The sequence below is a fragment of the Stenotrophomonas maltophilia genome, assembly GCF_001274595.1.
Lineage (GTDB): Bacteria > Pseudomonadota > Gammaproteobacteria > Xanthomonadales > Xanthomonadaceae > Stenotrophomonas > Stenotrophomonas forensis.
In genome coordinates this window covers 2327322-2348007 of record NZ_CP011010.1, presented here as the reverse complement: position 1 = coordinate 2348007, position 20686 = coordinate 2327322, and the positions used below count along the sequence as shown (strand labels likewise).

Genomic DNA, 20686 nt, shown 5'->3' with positions numbered 1-20686 from the left:
AATTCAGTCGCTTAGGCAGCTTCTGGCCCTGTACGTAATGATTCCCTGCCGACCCTCAAGAGGCGTCGCGCATCTCGAATGATATGATATAACATCGCCATTGAAGGCGCGATGGCTCGTGCCGCAGACCAACATCTGATGAGATCGATGGACCGGGGCATGAACAACGCATCCACCGCCAGGCCGGCGGCACTGGTGGTCGCCAGCCTGGCCGCCGCACTCCAGCTCAACGCTCCGGCAATGGCGCAGGACGCCGGCGCTCCCGCCAGCCCTACCCAGGGCGACCGGCGATCCGACACCGCCACGCTGGACAAGGTGATGGTCATTGGCAGCAACATCCGCGACGCCATTGGCGGCGGTGCCTCCCCGGTCATCGTCATCGACCGGGAGGCCATTGATCGAAGCGGGGTGCCCTCGTTGCAGCAGCTCTTCGAGAAGCTGCCGCAGAACTTCGGTGGCGGCGCCAACGGCGCCAATGTCGGCAACCTCGGCGTCGACCGCGACACCGGCAACAACTTCGGCCAGGGCACTGCCATCAACCTGCGCGGCCTCGGAACGGGCACCACGCTGACGCTGATCAACGGCCACCGTGTGACCTCCTCGAACCGCTATCAGTACGTCGACATCTCGCTGATTCCGCTGAGTGCCATCGAGCGCGTGGAGATCCTTACCGATGGTGCCTCTGCCATCTACGGCACCGACGCCGTCGGCGGCGTGGTCAACATCGTTCTGCGCCGGGATTTCACCGGCTATGAGACCTCACTCCGCTATGGCAGCGTCACCCGCGGCAACATGGACGAGTACCAGGCATCACAGTCCGCCGGCTGGTCCTGGGAGGGGGGCCATATGATGGCCAGCTACGAGTTCCTGAAGCAGGCCAACCTCGCTGCGGTCGACAAGGACTTTTCCCGGAACGTTACCGTCAGGCCGTACGACATCTATCCCGGATCGAAGCGGCACAGCCTGTACCTGGATGGCGAGCAGGAACTCAGCGATGTGCTGACGCTCAACCTGACCGGCTCCTTTGCCAGGCGCGAGATGGACACCACCATTTCCGGAACCGCCGACGAAACCCGCCTGTTCCCGCATACGCGGCAGTTCGATGTGTTCGCCGGCCTTACCCTCGAGCTTCCGCGCCAGTGGCAGGCACGCCTGAACTCCGGATTCGGCAGGAGCGATGTCTCCTACGAGAGAACCACCATCTCGGGCAGTTCGGTCAGCACCGCACCGCCGACGGATACGAATTCCGAATCGCGCTATCTGGAAGTGATTGCCGACGGCGAGCTGTTCAATCTCCCGGCCGGCGGCGTGCGCGCGGCATTCGGTGCGGGCTACCGCCGAGATGGCTATGAACTGCTCGACCACCGCGGCCTTGAGAAGCCGCTGGATCTGCAGCGCACGATTCGCTCCGCCTTTGCTGAGCTCAATGTTCCGCTGCTCGCAGACACGCCTGGCGTTCGTCGCCTGTCACTGACTGCAGCCGCACGCTACGACGACTACAGCGATTTCGGATCCACCCTCAATCCCAAGCTGGGCCTGCTGTGGGAAGCGACGGAAGGACTTTCATTCCGCACCAGCTACGGCCGCTCCTATCGTGCGCCGGTCTACCAGGACATGCAGCTGAACAACACCGCGGTGGTGGCCAAGGTACCCAACCCGAGCGCGGCCAGCGGAAGCACCGTGCTGATGATGCTCTCCAACGGCAACCCGGATCTGGGACCTGAACGTGCCAAGACCTGGACCGGCGGCTTTTCGTTCGCGCCCCCGTCACTGCCGGGCTTCAAGGTTGACGCGAACTACTATCACATCGAGTATGCCGACCGGATCGGCAGCGGCTTCGGTGGCAGCTTCCCATCGCTGTTCCTGCAGTCCACCGCGCCCTATGCGGACCTGCTGACCGTCAACCCGACGCCGCAGCAGATCCAGCAGGCGCGCCAGCTCGGCGCCTCCGGCCTGGGCCTGTTCGTATCGCGGGCAGGCCCTTATGCCCTGGCGCCAGGTACCGATGAAACCAGCAGCGAGGTCATCCTCGACAACCGCTTCCGCAACAACGCGTTCACTTCCCAACGCGGCGTCGATTTCAATGCCTCCTACGACTTCGACGCCGGCCAGACCCGCTTTGCGTTGAACCTTGCCGGCCAGTACATCATCGATTCCAAGCGCCGCGTGACCGCCACCTCGCCCGAGGTCGACGCGGTGAACACGGTGTACTTCCCGGTCGACTTGAAGGTGCGCGGTGGCCTCGCCATGAGCCACCGGCAGGTCGCCGGCGGGCTGTTCGTGAACTACGTGGACAGCTATCGCGATCCCGCCAACCGGGCCGACCCCCACGTCAGCTCGTGGACAACGGTCGACCTCAATCTCAAGTACGACTTCAGCGACTCTGCCGGCGCCGGACAGGGCACCTCGCTGTCCTTCAACGTGCAGAACCTGTTCGACAGGAACCCACCCTTCATCGTCAACAGCATCAACACCGGTTTCGACCCGACCAATGCAACGGCGCTTGGCCGCTTCCTGTCCATGACGTTGACCCATCGCTGGTAGGGCCCCGCCATGAGCGATGCCTCCCCCGCCTTCTCCAGATCCGCATCGGCCCTGCGCCAGACCCTGACCGTTGCCGCGACCCAGCTGAAGCTGATGTGGCGCGAGCGGCGCCTGTTGTGGCTCGCGCTGACCCTGCTGCTGCTTGCGGGGGCGTCGGTTACCACGGGGGCAGCACGGCTGGCCCAGCAGGCCCAGGAGCGCCAGATCGTAGCGGAGCAGGAGGCGCGGCTGTGGGACAGCCAGGGCATGATCGATCCGCATGCCGCCGCGCACGTCGGCCGCGCCATTCCCGCACCTGTGCGGCCGCTGGCGGCGCTTGACCCAGGCATCTCGGATTTCGTTGGCACGTCGGTGTTCATTGAAGGCCATGCGCAGAACCCGGCCCGGCACCGCCCCATCGACGCCGGCGCCGCGCTCAGCCGCTTCGATGGCTTTTCCGCAGCATGGACGCTGCAGGTCGTGGCACCCCTGCTGATCATCCTTGCCGGATTCGGCAGCCTCTCCGGCGATGTTGCCCGCGAAACCCTCCGCCAGGAGCTCGGCAGTGGCGCATCGGCCCATGTGCTGATCGGTGGCCGGCTGATCGCGCTGGCGACGGCGTCGCTGCTGCTGGTCCTCGCCCTGCTGGCGGTCAGCCTTCCGGGCATGGGCGGACACCTCCTCGGCACGGCCGACATCATCGCGCTCGTTGCGATGGTCGCGGCGTACGCGCTTTATCTCCTGGTGTTCTGCGCCATCACCATCGGCGTCTCGGCGCGCTTCAGCGCAGCACGCACGTCCCTGGTGGTGCTGCTCGGTTTCTGGGTGGTGACCACCCTGCTCGCGCCACGGATGGCCCCCGCACTGGCCGAATCGCTGGATCCCACGCCTACTGCGCCGGCGTTCCGGGCGGCGGTCACCGAGGACGCGGAGAACGGCGCCGATGGCCACGACCCAGCGGACAAGCGGCTGGACGCGCTCAGAGCAGAGATGCTTGCACGCTACCAAGTGAGCGACGTGGACGATCTCCCGGTCAATTTCCGCGGTGTGGCGCTGGAGTTCGCTGAAGCGAATTCCAGCGAGACTTACAATCGCCACTTCGAACGCATCTACACCGCCTACCAGCGGCAGGAAACCACGCAACGCGCCTTCGCGGCGTTGTCCCCCACCCTCGCGCTGCAGGCCGCGTCACGGGCACTGGCCCGCACCGATTTCCCTGCACATCTGGCCTTCCTGCGGGGCGTCGAAGACTATCGCTACCGGCTGATCCAGGCACTCAACCTGGAAGTGAAACAGCACAAGGCAGTGAACGGCAGCAAGCATCTGGCCGATATTGCGACCCTTACCCGCTCCGTGGTGTACAGCCCACGGAAGCCGTCGCTGGGCCAGATCGCCGCGGCACAGTCGGTGAACGTCGCCATTCTGCTGGCCTGGGTGTTGCTGGCGCTGGGGGTGGTGCTTACGTCAGCGCGGCATCTCGGGAGTGCCCCATGAGCAGCCTGTCGATCGCAGGGCATGAGATCCGTCGTCTGCTGCGTGACCGGGCCTTGCCAGTGCTGCTTGGCCTGCTGGTGGTGCTGGCGGCCTATGCAGCCTGGAATGGCAGTGCATGGGTGGGGCAGCGCGAGGCTGCCATCGGTTTGATCCACGCGGAAGAACAGGATGCCAGGGAGCGCAGCCGGGGGTTCGTTGGCAAGGCGCCGTCGGTACTGCCCCGGGTCCAGCCGGTGCTCCCTCCCGCCCCGATGGCGGCATTGTCGATTGGACAGGCCGAAGCCTACCCCTATACCGCCGACGTGGTTGCGCTGGGTGACCGTACCCAGCTGCTCAGGCATGTGTGGTCCGACATCGGCAATCCCGCCGTGCAGGCCGCTGGCCGATTCGACCTGGCCTTCGTCGTTGTGTTCCTGCTGCCCTTGGTCATCCTGGCGGCCACCTTCGACCTCTGGTCGCGCGAACGCGAACGCGGCATCACAGCGTTGGTGTTGTCACAGCCCATCGCGGCAGGGCGACTGATCGCGGTGAAGGCATCGGCCCGCGGCGCCATCGTGCTGCTGCCTGCACTGGCCATCGTCGTTGCCGTTGCCGCTGGGTCGGGTGCAACAAACCCTTCGGGCCTGGCCGTGCTTGCCCTGATCGTGCTCGCCTACGGCAGCTTCTGGCTGGCGCTGGCGGTGCTTATCGGCTGTTTCGCCCGGCGCACCACCGAGGCCGCCATCGCCGCCGGCGCACTGTGGCTGCTGATCGTGGTCATGGCCCCGTCGTTGATGCTGGCAGCGGTGAACCTGATGGTTCCGCCGCCCTCACAGATGCAGCTGGCCACCGCGCTGAAGGCGCAGCTGGCCGACACTGCCCGCCAGCAGCAGCTGCGCCACGCGGCAGAACCACCCGCCACGCGTTCGCCAGCGCCGCGCATTGCCGATGCCGTACGAGTGGTCTATGCCGATCTTGTCCAGGCCGATCAGGTCATCGCCCCCTTGATCGCCGCCCATGCAGAGGCAGAGGATGCGCGGCGCCAGTCACTCGACCGGGTGCGCCTGCTGCTGCCGTCGGTAGCGGTGCAGGATGCACTGGATCGCCTCGCCGGGTCGGACGCCGACCGTGCGCTGGCGTTCCAGCAGCAGGTTCTCGCCTACTGGCAGGCACGTCGGCAACTGCACAAGGACTATCTGGACCGTGACATGCCACAGACGCTGGCCGAGTATGACGCCCTGCCCCGTTTCGAATTCCAGGAAACAGCGGGTGCCCTGCAACGCGGTGTACTGATCGACCTGGCCGCACTGGCCGTGGCCACCCTGCTACTGCTGATCGCGGCCGGGTTGCTGCGGCGTCGGCTGGGCACTCCCTGAGGTACATCACACATGCTGACTGCAACGCATCTGGTCAAGGAACACGGCACGCATCGGGCGCTGGATGATGTGAGCTTCACGGTGCGCCCCGGCGAGATCTTCTGCCTGCTGGGCGCGAACGGGGCCGGCAAGTCGACAACCATCAAGCTGTTCCTGGGCTTCCTTGAACCTACCTCCGGATCCGCCGAGGTTGATGGGCTCAGTGCCTGGCAGCGGCCACAGCAGGTGCGCCGGCGCCTGTTGTACATCCCGGAGAACGTGGCGCTGTATGACGAGCTGACCGGCTATGAAAACCTGGATTACTTCGCGCGGCTGGCTGCGGTGGAGCAACGCTCGCCCGCACGGCTGAAGGACGCGCTCAGGTCCGCCGGGCTGGCGCCGGAGGCATTCGGGCGGCGCGTCGGGTTCTACTCCAAGGGCATGCGCCAGAAGGTGGGCATCGCGCTGGCCATCATCAAGGAAGCCGGGGCATTGCTCCTTGATGAGCCGACGTCCGGCCTGGACCCGACTGCTTCGGCCGAGTTCCACGAGTTGATCGTGCGCCAGCGCGACCGCGGCACGGCGATCCTGATGGCCACCCACGATCTGTTCCGTGCCCGCGAAGTGGCGACGACCATCGGACTGATGCAGGCCGGCAGGCTGCGCAGGACGCTGGATGCCAGCACGATCACCGCCAATGATCTTGAGAGCCTCTACCTTGAGGAAATGAGCCGGAGCGCCTAGGCCACGCCGACCGCAGGCACGCCGGGTCGGCCCATCCAACGCCTGAGCCAGGCTTCGATGTTGACCTGGGGGCCGAAGATACCCAGCACCTGGGATGAGTGATCCGGGCTGACCCGGCGGATACCCGCGTCGGCCGATGCGCTGTCGATGTAGCCGCGCCGCGCCAGCAGGCCGTCCACCAGCAGGCCCCTGATGAACTGCTGATGCCGCTGGGTGACGGCGACCGAGTGATCGTCCAGGTAGCACTTCACCTTGCGCGAGAGCAGGGCCTGCGGCAGCAGGCCCTGCAGTGCACGACGCGCGATCGTCCTGTCCTCCGCGCCGGCCATCAGCAGGTGCAGCGGCAGACGGGCAAAGAGTTCGACCACAGGCTGTGCGCTGAGCGGTGACACCCCGTGCCAGCGCCCTGCGCCCTCGAACGGATCGAGCACGCTGGTCGGGAAGATCATGCGCCCGATGTGAGCCAGCTTGTGCGGGGAGAGCCTGTGCCCCTGTGCTCGTGCATGCCGCAACCAGGCAGGCGGCGTGCCATCCTGTTCAGAAGCATCCACCTTCACCCATTCGCACGGGTTGCCCCAGCGGCCATTGATGCTGCCTGGCCTCTTCAGCACGCCATGGACGAAGGCATCCTTGAATACCCCGTACAACGAATCGCCCGACTGCGCGGTTTCGAACGCAACACGGAAGAAGTCGCGGTCGATCCCCCGCCGCCACGCGTAATCGATGGCAGCGGCATTGCCTTTGAAGCGCAGGAAGACCGCATCGCCGCCGACACCGGTGAACTGCACCGTATCTGCGTCGAAATCCACGTCGCGCCGATGCAGCAGGTAGCCCGAGCAATGTGCAGGACGAGCGGTTCGCGGGAAGTCCATGATTTCTTCCAGCGAGCAGTGCGGCTGCCGCTGGTACTGGACGAACTCGCAGCTTCGCCCCGAGGATTCACGGGCACCGGCAATGGCCATGCGCGCGAACATCCGCTCATCGGCACCAATGCCGGCATCGTAGTGATGGACGCACTTCACTTCCGGTGAGGAGGGCGCATGCAGCAGGCCGGCGAGGACAACGGAGGAGTCCAGCCCGCCGGACAGCTGAAGCTGGATGCATCGATGCTGGCTCGCCAGCGCACCGATGCAGCCCAGCAACGTTGCGCGTGCCAGCTGCACGGCCTCCTCCAGATCTTCGATGGGCGCTTCACTGGCCTGCCGCACCACGTCCCATTGATAGTGCCGGCCAACCGGCTGGCCATCGCGGATCGTCACCGCCTCGCCCGCCTCCAGGGCGACGACCTCCTCGAATCCTGTCTGAAGGCCATCACGGAACGGGAACAGCAGCGAATAGGACAGGAACGACCAGTCGACGTTGAAGTCACCCAATCCCAGCAGCAGGCAGTCTTCCATGTTCGAAAAGACCACCGTCAGCTGATCGACCGTGGTCATGTAGCACGGAATCTCCGCCGTCGGGTCGCGCAGCACGAACCAGCTGGCGGTATCCGGCTGGTAGCCCAAGGCCACGTAGCGCCCCCAGTACTGCTCCACCAGGCTCCTGCCCTGCGTACTGCAGGCGGTCGTGCCCGCCACAGCATCGGGAACTGCCTGGGCGGGAACGGTATCGGCGCCGAACACCTTGTGGAACAGCTTGCCGAGTACCACCAACGGGCCGGACCGGCTGTACTCGAAGTAGCCAGGGTTGTCAGTCTGGGCATAGATGGCACCGCCGCTGCCCTTCATCACGCATGCGATTCCGGGGCGGCCCATCTCGATCCGTTCCATGGCCTGCAGGGCCTGCGCACGGGCAGATTCGGAATGATCGTTCCAGAACACAGCGACATATCGGTACATGGATCAGGCCGGCTGCAGCACCAGGATGGGCGTCATCCGGCGCAGGTTGAAAGGGATGTCGGTCAGGACACGGTCGCCGTGCTGCAACCAGCAATGCGCCGCAAACGGCTGGGTCCGCACCGCGAACACCCAGGCGGGAACGATGCCGTACGACCCCAGGAACTCGCGCATGGCCAGGCAGTACAGGAAGCACTCATCGGTCTTCCTGAAGGCGATCGGTCGCAGCCAATCGAATACCCGAACCAGGAGGGCCAGCTGCTGCAGGTCCACCTCGCCCGGCGTGGATGCCTGACCACGCCGGCGCGCTGCCGAAACCGTGTAGCTGAAAGGCAGGAACATCCTGCTGCATGCCGCACGCGTGACGGAAGCCAGGAAGCGGCGCACATCGCGGGCCGTGATCGGTGGACATCCCCGGGACTCGCCCTCGCGCACCCAGTGCCGGGGCAACGCGATTGCGGCGCTTGCTGCGGATTTTCCGCGCAGCGGATCCTGGGTGATCAGGCGCCGATCAATCAGCGACTGGAGCATCCTCGGCCTGGGCACTCCGTCAGAGGCCAGGGGCCAGTCCTGCACCAGCCCGCCAAGCCCCGCCGCCCAGCGCCGATCGATGGAAAGATAGCTGCCGGAGGCCTGGTCAAGAATGACCATCGCGTCACCGGTCACGCAGACATGCGCGTGCTTCGAAAGGAAGTATGGAGCTTCAGGCTGGTCCATCGGGAGCGTGATCTCATGCTGCTGCAGGCATCAGAGCGGTGCATGCAGGGGCATGCACCGCAGGTCATGCATGGTGCGATGGATCAGGGCGAGGTGGTCGGGAAGACGCCATCCCACAACGTGCCGTGGTTGTGCGCCTTCGTTTCGGAAACCACCGAGCCCAGCTCGATCAGTTCACCCTGGTCTTCGTGATTCTGCTCTCCAGCCACTACGCCCAGCTCAATCAGTTCGTTCATGAACATCTCCTCTAGTTAGTGGGTGCACCCACGCAATGCAGTGGATGCACAGCGGCCAAGCCGGCGTCGCCCTGCGTTGTTCAGCACGATTGCCGCCAAGGCACACAAATGTTACGATATAACATATTATTTTGGTGTGACGGCCGACCAGTTCGGACGTCGCTGCAGCGACTTCCACGAGAGCGAGATGGATGCCCACCGACATCAATGACGATGGCCTTGATCCCACCCTTCTGCTGAAGGGCCTGTTTCCGCTGCCGAAATTCATCCGCTTCGTCAGGGAGCGTTGCCCGCCAGGACGCTTTGATGAAGCGACGCTGGTGGAGGAATGGCGAAACGCCCGCGCCCTGGTGCGTCGTCTTCATCAGGACGAAGCAGACGCCGCCGACGCCATGGACGCCCTTGCCCTGCCCGAAGAGATGCAGCCATTGGCGGAGCAGGCCCTCCGCCAGCCCTCGATGCACCGCATGACGAGCGTGGTGCCCCGCTGCTGGCAGATGGTGGAAATCGACCGGCTGGTGGTCTTCCAGGAGTGCATCAACCTGCGCCACATCGATCAGCTGGCGGCGGCCACGGCCGCGTCACCCGATGCACGGGAGATCATGGAGCTGGTGGCCCGAAGTGGACGCCATGCACATCCGGATGTGCGCTTTACCCAGTCCGATGGCAGCTACACATTCGCCTCTGCGTCCAACGACCTGAGGTTTCTGGACGTGGCGGCGATCGACCCTCGCAGCATCGCCGATTACGAGCCGTTCGGCGCGGCCAGCCACGCCCTTGTCATCTATCTCGGTTTCAGCGACAACCTCATCAGCGCAACGCGCATTGGCCGCCGGATCATCCTGACCAATGGCTCGCACCGGCTGTACCTGCTGCGCAGGCTCGGCTTCCGCCATGCACCCTGCCTGGTGACCGATGCGTCCGACAGCGATCTGTCCGACGTACTATTGCCAGCCGCGGTCAAGCAGGATCGGCAGTTCTATCTGGGCGCTTCGCGACCGCCGATGTTCAAGGATTACCTGGATCCAAGGCTGACCTGCACCGTGCCGGTCACCCGCAAGCACTATGCGCTCAGGGCCAAGCTGGATCTGCAGAGGATCACGGTACCCTCGCTCTAGCGATTACCGCTCCAGCTCAAAGAAGACATGCTGTTGTAAACGGAGTTGATGCCCGGGGCAGGATCGGCGTCAACCAGTGGATGGTCTGCGTCGCTCCGTTCGGGACCCAATTGAAATCAGGCCGAACATCCGCCTTCGCCGGCCGCGCTGTCACCTTCTGCAACTCGATGCAGCGCAGAGCGAGTGATCTGCCGCCATCATCACCCGCCTTGATCGATCCATCGTGGGACAGCAGCACGGCTTCACGCCTCACCCGATACGCCGAATCCGAAGATGCTCGCGTTGGTTCATCCACGCCCCCTTGAAGCGGCGCTCCTGGCAACGCGGATTCGGGAATCGCCCCAAGAACGGCGAGCTGAGCGCACAAGCCCGCGTAGTAGGCATAGTACTCATCCTGCCCACGGGCATCCCGGGCAATTCGACCGAGAATATGAAAGGTCTCATGCGCCACCAGATCAACAAGATTGCCTTCTCGTCTCTCTTGGTTACCGAATGCCGGCGCAGCCAACGCAACATGCGCTGATCGATAGCCAAAGCTCCACCTGCTCACGGAAATAGATTGCCCTTCAGGCACGATGATCACCGAATAGCGGATGCTGCGCTTGGGGAACCATCGCTCCGCTTCGGTGGCGGAGGCGTCTATGTTCCGGCAGGTACTTTCAACATCTGGCTCGGTGCCCGGGTAGATCTCAAGTTGGATCCTGTGTGCGACAGACTCGCATACCTTGATCTCAGGCGTGCCGGACGCAAGATTCGATCCAGGTAGATAGCTTTCACTGCGCAGGTAGATCCAGCTTGCCAGAAGGGTCGAGCTGACCGATGTGTAACCTGCGGATGAGACCTGCGGTGGCATGCTCTTTGGCTGCAGGCCACAGGCGCCCATGAAAGAGCAGAATACAAAGACGCAGGATGTTCGCCAGATCATGCTCGCTCTACTTCAGGCCACTACAGGAACCGGTGCATCACAAACACGTCCACCAATCCCAGCGTTCGATGCCGGAATGCTTCCGGTAGCGCTCCGACCACCGCAAACCCCAGCTTCCGGTACAACGCGACGGCCGGCGCATTGGTGCTGACCACGTAATTGAACTGCATGGCCAGGAAGTCTTCCGCCCTCGCCCGTTCCAGGCTGTGTTCCACCAGCACCCGGCCAATGCCTCGCCCCTGCACTGTCGGGTCGACCACGTAGGTGGCGCTGGCCACGTGTGCGCCCAGATCGGGGAAGTTGGCGCCCATCTTGTACATTCCGACTACGTGGTCTTGCAGAAGCGCCACATAGGCCGGCTGCAGCCCGAACCAGTGGCCCTGGAAGGTGCTGGCCTCGAAGGTGCCGGCGAACGGCAGCGCATCCTCGGTCGCGATGGCGGCCCTGAAGATGGCCCACATGGCGTCGAAGTCACCTGCGGTGGCAGCCCGGATTTCCATGCGATTCCTCGCGGATCGGCGTAGTGGCCAAGGCGGACACTAGCAGAAACAAACCGCCCGGCCGCGGCTGCTTCACGTACCGCCGCCATCGGTTCCGCAATAGTTGAAGCAATTCCGGCCTGCAGAGCAGTACATGCCCCCTACTTCCGCGCGCATCCCGCACCGTTTTCGCCGATGGCGCGTCGCGGGCTATGTCCTGCTGGGCATCTACGCGCTCTACCTGCTGGCCGGCAACGTTTTCCTCAACACCCCGCTGTTCGACCAGGTCACCAACCGCAAGCCGCACAAGTTCGTGATGACCACCGGCCCGGCCATCACGCTGCTGCCGGGCCACGTCATTGCCTGGAACGTGCACATGCGCGGCCACGTGAACCACACCGTCTACGTGCTGCACGCCGAGCGCGCCAGCGCCCGGTTGGCGGTGTTTCCCCTGTTCAAGCGGGAGGTCCGGGTGCCCCGGCTGCAGGCCACCGGGGTCTCCGCCGAGATCAGCCGGGTCGAGGACGCCATTCCGCCACCGCCGCGCAGCGACCAGGGCTGGACCCTGCGCTTCGATGCCATCCACAGCGACAGCATCCGCAGCGCTCGGTTCGGCAAGCTGTTGATCATCGGCAAGGGCCAGGGCACGGTCGGGTTCCTCAAGCAGCTGCGCGGTGGCCCGTCCGAACTGTTCGATTCGGAGGTCTCGTTCCGCGATGCGGACACCAGCTTTGACGGTGTGCAGCTGCTGGGCGACATGAACCTGACCGCGCGCTTCAGTTATCCACGCCACTACCGCGACCAGGCGCCCGGGTTGGCCAAGCTGAAGATCCTGCATGCCCAGCTGGACGTGGATGCACGCAGCCAGGGCCTGCGCATGGACACCGATGCACGGCAGCCGCGCATTTCCAGCGCGCCGGTGCCCGGTCGCCTGCAGCTGGCGGCCCACCTGATCGACGGCCAGCTGCAACCCGGCGACCGTGCGCTCTGGCAGGTTCCGCTCTATCTGGGCGATGGCGCGCCTGATCGTGGCCTGCTCGCCCTGCAGCTCAACGTGGCCAACGACCTGCGCCTGCAGGCGCGCCTTCCGCCTCGGCCGGGCTCGGGCAGCGAAGTCGATGCGGACATCCACATCACCGGGCGCGACATCCCGTTCCAGGCTCCAGCGCAGCTGCTGGAGCGCAGTTCCGGCACCGTGCGCGGCGAATGGACCTTCACCTCGCTCAACTGGATCCCTGCGCTGTTCGTGCGCAAGCCGTGGCTGCAGCTGGATGGCGGCGGCACACTGAAGGCCGACCTGCGCCTGCGCCATGGCGAGCTGATCGAAGGCAGCACCGTGGACATTCCCTCAGCGGCCGCCGTGGCCGAAGTTGCCGGCGTGCGCCTGGCCGGCACCGCCAGCGCGCATGGCGAATTGAAGGCCGGCACGCCCAATCAGGCACAGCTGGCGATCCGGCTGCCCCGTTTCAGTGCACGCCCCAGCGATGCCAAGGACGTGCGCCTGTTCGATGGTCGCGATCTGGCCGTGGACCTGACCGGCGACGGCCGCCTGCAGGAACTGCGCAAGGGTGTACGTGCCCGGCTGCGTTTCAGCGAAGCCACCATTCCAGACCTGGCCGCCTACAACCGCTACCTGGGGTCGTCGCAGCTGCGGCTGTTGCGTGGCACTGGCAGCCTCAGTGGCGATGCCACGCTCGACACCGATGGCCGCGTCGGCCATGGCACGGCGCGCCTGCTGGGTCGCAACGCCAGCGCCAAGGTCGCAGGCCTGGACATGGGCGGCGATGTGGACGTGAACGCAACCCTGCGCCGCGGCGATTTCAACCAGCGCCACTTCGACCTGTCCGGTACCACCGTCGAACTGCGCAACGTGCAGGTGGCCGGCACAGAGTCCAGCGCCGCATGGAAAGGCCGTGCTGCGTTCAAGCGGGGCCGCATCGACGCGCAGTCCCCGTTCCAGGTGGACGCCACCACCGACCTGACCCTGAGCGATGCGCGCCCCCTGCTGGCGGTGTTCGCCTCGCGCACCGACTACCCGCGCTGGACCCTGTCGCTGCTGGATTCCGGCCAGGTCGATGCGCAGGCCAGGCTGCGCTGGCGGCCGGGTCACCTGATCATCGACGGTCTGCAGGCCGAGAATGATCGCCTCTCGGTGCGCGCACGTCTGGATCTGCTGGAGCAGCGCAAGCGTGGCGACCTGTATCTGCGCTGGGGGCTGCTGGGTGCTGGTATCGAGCTCGATGGCGACCAGCGCCAGTGGCACCTGGCCAAGGCGCGCGAATGGTTCGACCAGCGCCCTTCCCTGCTGCCTTCAAGCCAGGACGGGAGCGCCGCGGGCACTTCAGACTGATCGCCGCCGGCCTGCATCCATTTGCCGCCTCCGTTCGTATGAGGGGGCATAGGCATCATGGAGTTGTACGCAATGAAGCGGAGTTCACAGGCACTGGGTCTTCTGGGATGGGTCGCGGTTACCTTTGCGGCGGCTGCAATGGGCGCGTGGGCCTCCACGTCCGCTGCCAGCTTCTACGCCAGCCTCACCCTGCCGGCCTGGGCACCGCCTGCCGGTGTATTTGGGCCGGTCTGGACCCTGCTCTACGCGATGATGGCGGTTGCCGCCTGGCTGGTCTGGCGGGAGCGCAGTTGGCGCGGTGCGCGTCCGGCGCTGACACTCTATCTAGTGCAGCTCGCGGTCAACGCCTTGTGGAGCTGGCTGTTCTTCGGCTGGAAGCTGGGCGCACTTGCCTTCGCTGACATCCTTGTACTGATCGTGCTGGTGTGCGCGACGATCCTTGGCTTCCTGCGCATCCAGCGGGCCGCCGCAGTACTGTTGCTGCCCTACCTTGCCTGGATCTCGTTCGCCTCGGCGCTCAATTTCGCCGTGTGGCGCGCCAACCCCGGGGTATTGTGAAGCACCCATCAGAGCCCTCAAGCCTGTGCGGCCACCTGCGGCTGCCAGGCACGCAACAGCGACGGCTTGAATGCCTGCTGGCCGCAGCCGGCAGGGCAACGCACCACCCGTGATGCGGAATGGCTCACCAGCCCCTGCCCTTCCTCGGCCTTGAACACCGTTTCGCACGACAGGCAGCGGGCGACCAGCGAGTACAGGTGCAGCAGGCGGCCACTGGCCGGGTCCTGCAGCGCATCCACATCCAGCAGTTCGAACTGGCAGCTGTCGGGCAGCATGCGATACGGCATGGAAGGCAGGGTCTGCAGGTTCACGGTCGTGGTGGCTCAAGGAGGTTGGCCTACGGTAGGCAACCCCGTGTGCAGCGAGCGTGCAGCGCGCATGTACCTTCTGCGAAACGTGAAAGTGCCCGCCGCACGGCGAAAATGAAGAATTCAGTTTTCAATGAAAGGCTCTTCACGCTTACGAAGTGGTATGCGAATGCACGCTTTTGCTTCACCATCACCGGATACCGGATGCAGTGCTGGGTTGTCCCCATCTGGGATGTTCCCGTCATCCATGAATCATGAGTGCCGCCTTTGATGCCTTCCGTTGAGTCCAAGCACGACGTTGCGCTGTCCCGTTGTGCACGCGAACCGATTCATACGCCGGGCGCAATCCAGCCGTACGGTGTGCTTCTGGTACTGGAGCCGCAGTCACTGCGGGTGCGCGAGCGCGCCATCAGCCAGCCCAGGCTGCTGCAGCAGTTCGGCGAGCCGCTGATGCAGCACGTCAGCGAGGTGCTGGGCGGCGTGCTGGCGCCGTTCGAGGCGTTGTTCCAGCAGGCCGCGGTCGGCAGCAGCGCCCACGTCGGCGCCGTGCACCTGGACGGCCACGGCCGGCATCAACTGCTGGTGCACCGCTCCGCCACCGACCTGCTGGTCGAGCTGGAGTCGCCCGTTCCCGGCCAGCCGGGCTCGCTGGAGGAACTCTACCCGGCCATCCGCGAGCTGATGACCGCCATCGAGTCGGCCACGACGGTGGAAAACCTGTGCCAGCTGGCCGCCGAACACATGCGCCGGCTCACCGGCTTCGATCGCACCCTGGTCTATCAGTTCGACCCCGGCTGGAACGGCATCGTGGTGGCCGAGGATGGCAACGGCCTGTTACCGTCCTACCTGGACCTGCGTTTCCCCGAGTCGGACATTCCGGCCCAGGCCCGCGAACTGTATCGCCGCAACCGGGTACGGCTGATCGCAGACAACAACTACACCCCTGCCCCACTGATGCGCGCCGAGGACCATCGCGACGCACCGCCCACCGACCTCAGCCTGGCGGTGTTGCGCAGCGTTTCGCCGGTGCACATGCAGTACATGCGCAACATGGGCACCGGTGCATCGATGTCGGTGTCGCTGGTGCACGAAGGCCAGCTGTGGGGCCTGGTGTCGTGCCACACGGTGCATCCGCGCCGGCTGCCCTACCACGTGCGCACGGCCTGCGAGTTCATGGGCCAGATCCTGTCGCTGCAGATTGCCCTGAAGGAACGTGCGCGGGCCATTGAAGAGCGCGTGGCGCGCCGCTCGGTGCTGGTCAAGCTGCTGGCCCGCATGGCCGGCGACGAGGACTTCATGGCCGCGCTGCGCCACGACGAAACCAGCCTGCTGTCGCTGACCGGCGCCGCTGGCGCTGCCATCGTGCACAAGGGCGACTGCATGCGCGTGGGCGTGTGCCCGCCCGCGACCGACGTGCTGGCCCTGGCCGATTGGCTGGCCGCACAGCAGGCCGGGCAGGAAACGTACTGCACCGACCATCTGGCCGGTGACTGGTCGCCCGGCGTGCGCCTGGCCGACGTGGCCAGCGGCGTGCTGGCGGTGTCCATCTCGCAGCTGCATGACAGCTACCTGATGTGGTTCCGCCCCGAGGTGGTGCGCACCGTGCGCTGGGGCGGCGACCCGCGCAAGACCGCCGCGCCGGACGTGGTGCTGTCCCCGCGCAGCTCCTTCGAGGCCTGGAAGGAAACCGTGCAGCAGCGCAGCCTGCCGTGGAATGACGCCGACCGCGATGCCGCGCACGAGATGCGCACCGCCATCGTCGACATCGTGCTGCGCAAGGCCGAGGAAATGGCCGAGCTGAACGAACAGCTGATGCGCAGCAACAAGGAGCTGGAAGCCTTCTCGTACTCGGTCAGCCATGACCTGCGCGCGCCCTTCCGCCACATCGTCGGCTATTCGGAGCTGCTGGGCAGCTCGGCCGGTGAACGCCTCAACGATACCGAACGCCGCTTCCTCGACACCATCGTGGAATCGGCCAAGTCGGCCGGTACGCTGGTGGACGATCTGCTGAGCTTCTCGCAGATGGGGCGCTCCACCCTTGGCCGGGTGCGGCTGGACATGGCCGCGCTTGCCGAGGACGTGCGCAGGAGCCTGGCATTGGACTACGCCGGCCGCGACGTGCAATGGACGCTGGCGTCGCTGCCGGAAGTGCAGGCCGATCCGACGATGATGCGCCTGGTCTGGCAGAACCTGCTCTCCAACGCGGTCAAGTTCACCCGCGAGCGCGAGCATGCGGTGATCGAGGTCGGCCATGAGCGCAGCGAGGAGGAGGATCACTTCTTCGTGCGCGACAACGGCTGCGGCTTCGACATGCGCTATGTCGACAAGCTGTTCGGCGTGTTCCAGCGCCTGCATCACGTCGAGGAATTCGAAGGCACGGGCATCGGCCTGGCCAATGTCCGCCGTATCGTCAGCCGCCACGGCGGCAGGACCTGGGCCGAGGGTGAGCCCGGCAAGGGCGCCACGATCCACTTCACCTTACCCCGTTCCACAGGAGATCACCCATGAGGGACCTGCGGCCGATCCTCCTCGTCGAGGACAGCCCCAAGGATGCCGAGCTGACACTGGCCGCGCTGTCGCGCTGCCAGCTGCTGAACGATGTCATCCATGTACGCGACGGCGCCGAAGCGCTGGACTACCTGCGCTGCGAAGGCAAGTTCGCCGGCGCCAACCACGGTGGCCCGGTGGTGGTGCTGCTGGACCTGAAACTGCCCAAGGTGAACGGCCTGGAGGTGCTGGAGCAGGTGCGCGGTGACGCGCAGCTGAGCAGTACGCCGGTGGTGATGCTGACTTCCTCGCGCGAGGAACAGGATCTGGTGCGCAGCTACGAACTGGGCGTGAATGCTTTCGTGGTCAAGCCGGTCGATTTCAAGGAATTCTTCGATGCCATCCAGGGGCTGGGCATGTTCTGGGGCATCACCAATCAGCCGCCGCCCCATCGCCCCAATGGATCGGGGCAGCACAATGCATGATGGATCGCGCCGCAGCGAGCGCCTGCGCATCCTCATGCTGGAGGACAGTGCGCTTGATGCGGAGCTGATCACCGCACAACTGCAACGGGCCGGCCTGGATTTCGAGGTCGAGCGGGTGTGGTCACGCAACACCTTCATCGAGGCGATCGACCAACGCGGGTTCGACGTGATCCTGGCCGACCACGTGCTGCCGGGCTTCGATGGCGACGCGGCGCTCGCGCTCGCACGCGAGCGGATTCCGCACACCCCCTTCATCTTCGTCTCCGGCACGCTTACCGAGGAACTGGCAGTGCAGGCGCTGACCCGCGGCGCACGCGACTACGTGGTCAAGCAGCGGCTGCAGCGCTTGCCGGATGCCATCCGGCGGGCACAGCAGGAAGCCCGCGAACGCACCCAGCTGGCCGATGCACAGGCCGCGCTGAACGACAGCCAGGCCCAGTTGCAGCAGGTAACCGATGCCGTGCCGGCGTTGATCGCCCAGCTCGACAAGGAGCACCGCTACCGCTTTGCCAACAAGGCATTCCTGGACTGGCACGGCATCAGCCTGACCGAGCTGCTGGGCCGTAGCGCGCGCGATGTCAGCGGCATTTCAGCGTTCGAGCATGCGCTGCCCGGCCTGCAACAGGTGCTGCGGGGCGAGCGCAGCAGCTTCCAGGTGGAGCTGGCGCACCGCAGTGGCGAGTCACGCTTCGTGCAGATGGACTGCGTGCCCGAACGCGGCGCCGATGGAGAGGTGGTGGGTTACATCTGCCTGGGCAGCGACGTTTCCGGGCTGAAGCAGGCCGAACTGGCGCTGCGCGAGGACAATCAGTTGCTTGAACGGCAGGTACAGGCGCGCACCACCGAGCTGCGGGCCAGCAAGCGACGGCTGCAGGCGATCTTTGAATCCAGTTTCCAGCACCAGGTGCTGCTGGACCTCGCGGGCCAGGTGGTGGATGCCAACGTCGCCTCGTTGGCCGCGGTGCTGGCCGACAAGCCCGAGGTGATGGGCCTGCGTTTCGGGCAGTCGCCCTGGTTCGCTGGCACCGATGACGTCGGCGCGACCGTTGACCGGGCCATTGCCGATGCCGCCAAGGGGCACAGTTCGCTGCATGCGCTCGACCTGGAGTTGCCGACCGGCCGGCGCAGCTTCGATTTCTCGTTCCGCCCGCTGCTGGATGCCGAGGGCGCGGTCACCGCCGTGGTTTCCGAGGCGGTGGAAACCACCGCCCGGCTGCAGGCCGAGCACGCGCTACGGCAGGCGCAGAAGATCGAGGCGGTGGGCCAGCTCACCGGCGGCATCGCCCACGATTTCAACAACATCCTCACCGTGATCTCCGGCAACGTCGAGCACGCCATGCTGCTCAGCGAGCGTGCCGGCGAGCCCGGGGCGATGGTCGGCCGGGCGCTGGACAATGCCCTCAAGGGCGTGGGCCGCGCCGCCAGCCTGACCCAGCGCCTGCTGGCGTTCGCCCGCCGCCAGCCCTTGCACAGCCAGGCCGCCAACCTCAACGACCGCCTGTTGGACATGCATGACATGCTGCAGCGTGCGCTGGGCGAACTGGTACAGCTGGACATCCGCGTCGCCGAGGACATCTGGTGCATCGAGATCGACGTCAGCCAGCTGGAGGCGTCCGTGCTCAATCTGGCCGTCAATGCCCGTGACGCCATGCCGCACGGCGGGCGGCTCGTCATCGAAGTGGACAACAGCCATCTCGACCACGACTACGCCGCCCTGTTCCCTGATGCAGCACCCGGCGAGTACGTGATGCTGCGTGTCCGCGACAACGGCCACGGCATGGATGCGGCCACGCTGGCGCGGGTATTCGAGCCCTTCTTCACCACCAAGCAGGTGGGCCGGGGCACTGGCCTGGGCCTGTCGATGGTGCACGGCTTCGTCAAGCAGTCCGGCGGGCATGTGCTGATCGATTCGGTGGAAGGCGGCGGCACCAGCATCACCATGATGTTCCCGCGCTCGACGCTGGCCCTGCCCTGTGAGGGAACGGCACCGCAGGCCGGGCTGGCCGGCTATTCGCCGCGCGAAGAGACCATCCTGGTGGCCGAGGACAACGATGATGTCCGTGCCCATACCGTGGACGCGCTGCGCATGCTGGGCTACCGCGTGCTGGAAGCGCACGACGGCCCTTCGGCCCTGCGCCTGCTGGAGCGCCCTGACACCACGGTGGACCTGCTGTTCTCCGACGTGGTGATGCCCGGCATGTCGGGCTGGGAACTGGTGCGCGAAGTGCGCGAACGCTGGCCGGACGTCGCGGTGCTGTTCACCTCGGGCTACCCGCGTGACCACGATGCGGTCGGCAGCCAAGGCCGTGCGGCCGCGCTGCTGCCCAAGCCGTTCACCCGCAGTGATCTGGCGCAGGCGGTACGCACCGCGCTCGAAGCCGCGCTGCACTGAGGTCAAGGCGCCGGATCGCGCACTCCCGCTGCGATCCGGTTGATATCCGCGCACTCCACCGTGGCCGGCGGATGCTCCCGGCCGGCCAGCGCGATCATTGCCTGGCCCAGTGCCAGATTGCTGGTCACCAGCGAGGGCGCGATCGCGCCGGCCAGTTTCATCAGCGGCGCGCCACCCCAGTACAACGGCTTCAGCAGGCCATGGCGGGTGCCGGTGCCTTCCACCGGGCGCACGCCACCCGGCCGCAACATCACCGTGCGAACCGGCAATGCCTGCAGCGCCTGCTCGGTTTCACCCTTGATGCGCAGCGGCATCAGCCGACTGCTCGCATCTGCGCCTGCACCGGACACATACAGCAAGCATCCCTGCGGATTGGCCGCTGCCCACGCCCGGGCAACGGCAAGCGTGGTGTCCAGCGTAACGCGACGGTACTCGGCCTCGGCGGTACCTACCGGTGGCGCACCGGCACAGTAGAAGCAGGCATCGAATCCCGCCAGATCATCCTGCCGCGCCTGGATGTGCATGAACTCCGGCACGATCAGTTCGCCGCCGGCACCGCGGAGGCTGCCCGGATGCCGGACCAGTGCGGTCAGCCCAGCCACCTGGCGCGAGCGCTGGCAGGCCAGGGCCACGCCCTGCCCCACCAACCCGGTAGCGCCGGTCAACAGAACCCGCAATGCACCGGCAGCCGCCATTGTCTT

General features: G+C 65.7%; 17 protein-coding genes. 10 read left to right on the top strand and 7 right to left on the bottom strand.

Translation table 11 applies throughout. The annotated features are described in order from the left end of the window. The first annotated feature begins 159 nt into the window (after positions 1–159). From VN11_RS10845 to VN11_RS10830, 4 genes are read left to right on the top strand one after another with little or no spacing between them, the layout of a single operon-like run. Complete coding sequence (locus VN11_RS10845) at positions 160–2544, top strand: TonB-dependent receptor plug domain-containing protein (RefSeq protein WP_053449740.1); 2385 nt, start codon at positions 160–162, stop codon at positions 2542–2544. Positions 2545–2553: 9 nt separating this feature from the next. Beyond that, the gene (locus VN11_RS10840) at positions 2554–4017 is read left to right on the top strand and encodes a DUF3526 domain-containing protein (RefSeq protein ID WP_053449739.1); all 1464 of its coding nucleotides are present in this window, start codon (positions 2554–2556) and stop codon (positions 4015–4017) included. After that, entirely contained in the window at positions 4014–5372 is a 1359-nt protein-coding gene (locus VN11_RS10835; protein WP_053449738.1) for an ABC transporter permease subunit, read from the top strand. The genes VN11_RS10840 and VN11_RS10835 overlap by 4 nt, the downstream gene beginning before the upstream one ends. A gap of 12 nt (positions 5373–5384) precedes the next feature. Then, positions 5385–6095 carry an ABC transporter ATP-binding protein gene (locus VN11_RS10830; protein WP_053449737.1) on the top strand — a complete coding sequence of 237 codons (711 nt, stop codon included), beginning with the start codon at positions 5385–5387 and terminating at the stop codon, positions 6093–6095. Here the strand turns inward: VN11_RS10830 and VN11_RS10825 are convergent. The 3 genes from VN11_RS10825 to VN11_RS22530 form a co-directional block, all read right to left on the bottom strand. Next, positions 6092–7933 (bottom strand): asparagine synthase-related protein, encoded by a 1842-nt coding sequence (locus tag VN11_RS10825; protein WP_053449736.1) that lies wholly within the window; start codon positions 7931–7933, stop codon positions 6092–6094. The genes VN11_RS10830 and VN11_RS10825 overlap by 4 nt on opposite strands. A gap of 3 nt (positions 7934–7936) precedes the next feature. Then, positions 7937–8647, bottom strand: coding sequence for a lasso peptide biosynthesis B2 protein (locus VN11_RS10820; RefSeq protein WP_053449735.1), 711 nt, complete (start codon positions 8645–8647; stop codon positions 7937–7939). Between the two features lie 83 nt (positions 8648–8730). After that, positions 8731–8883, bottom strand: coding sequence for a hypothetical protein (locus VN11_RS22530; protein WP_162292569.1), 153 nt, complete (start codon positions 8881–8883; stop codon positions 8731–8733). Positions 8884–9074: 191 nt separating this feature from the next. Here VN11_RS22530 and VN11_RS10815 point away from each other — a divergent pair, with 191 nt between their 5' ends. After that, positions 9075–10001, top strand: coding sequence for a hypothetical protein (locus VN11_RS10815; RefSeq protein ID WP_053449734.1), 927 nt, complete (start codon positions 9075–9077; stop codon positions 9999–10001). Between the two features lie 16 nt (positions 10002–10017). On the opposite strand, the gene VN11_RS22255 is transcribed toward VN11_RS10815, so the two are convergent. Together VN11_RS22255 and VN11_RS10810 are read right to left on the bottom strand one after the other, a co-directional pair. Next, on the bottom strand, positions 10018–10926 hold the full coding sequence (locus VN11_RS22255; protein ID WP_148564964.1) for a hypothetical protein: 909 nt from the start codon (positions 10924–10926) through the stop codon (positions 10018–10020). 20 nt (positions 10927–10946) lie between these two features. Beyond that, a complete protein-coding gene (locus tag VN11_RS10810) occupies positions 10947–11426 on the bottom strand; it encodes a GNAT family N-acetyltransferase (RefSeq protein WP_053449733.1) in 480 nt (159 codons plus the stop codon). A gap of 133 nt (positions 11427–11559) precedes the next feature. Here VN11_RS10810 and VN11_RS10805 point away from each other — a divergent pair, with 133 nt between their 5' ends. Then, positions 11560–13755 carry a hypothetical protein gene (locus VN11_RS10805; RefSeq protein ID WP_053449732.1) on the top strand — a complete coding sequence of 732 codons (2196 nt, stop codon included), beginning with the start codon at positions 11560–11562 and terminating at the stop codon, positions 13753–13755. Between the two features lie 72 nt (positions 13756–13827). Next, complete coding sequence (locus VN11_RS10800) at positions 13828–14313, top strand: TspO/MBR family protein (RefSeq protein ID WP_053449731.1); 486 nt, start codon at positions 13828–13830, stop codon at positions 14311–14313. Positions 14314–14330: 17 nt separating this feature from the next. Here the strand turns inward: VN11_RS10800 and VN11_RS10795 are convergent, their stop codons facing one another. After that, entirely contained in the window at positions 14331–14624 is a 294-nt protein-coding gene (locus VN11_RS10795; RefSeq protein ID WP_049458084.1) for a hypothetical protein, read from the bottom strand. Positions 14625–14891: 267 nt separating this feature from the next. Here VN11_RS10795 and VN11_RS10790 point away from each other — a divergent pair, with 267 nt between their 5' ends. From VN11_RS10790 to VN11_RS10780, 3 genes are read left to right on the top strand one after another with little or no spacing between them, the layout of a single operon-like run. Beyond that, on the top strand, positions 14892–17129 hold the full coding sequence (locus VN11_RS10790) for an ATP-binding protein (protein ID WP_053449730.1): 2238 nt from the start codon (positions 14892–14894) through the stop codon (positions 17127–17129). Continuing rightward, positions 17126–17593, top strand: coding sequence for a response regulator (locus tag VN11_RS10785; protein WP_053449729.1), 468 nt, complete (start codon positions 17126–17128; stop codon positions 17591–17593). Before VN11_RS10790 ends, VN11_RS10785 begins: the two co-directional genes overlap by 4 nt. Further along, positions 17586–19985 carry a hybrid sensor histidine kinase/response regulator gene (locus VN11_RS10780; RefSeq protein ID WP_053449728.1) on the top strand — a complete coding sequence of 800 codons (2400 nt, stop codon included), beginning with the start codon at positions 17586–17588 and terminating at the stop codon, positions 19983–19985. Before VN11_RS10785 ends, VN11_RS10780 begins: the two co-directional genes overlap by 8 nt. A 2-nt stretch (positions 19986–19987) precedes the next feature. Here VN11_RS10780 and VN11_RS10775 read toward each other — a convergent pair whose 3' ends face one another. Further along, complete coding sequence (locus VN11_RS10775; RefSeq protein ID WP_053449727.1) at positions 19988–20680, bottom strand: oxidoreductase; 693 nt, start codon at positions 20678–20680, stop codon at positions 19988–19990. Between the last annotated feature and the right edge of the window lie 6 nt (positions 20681–20686).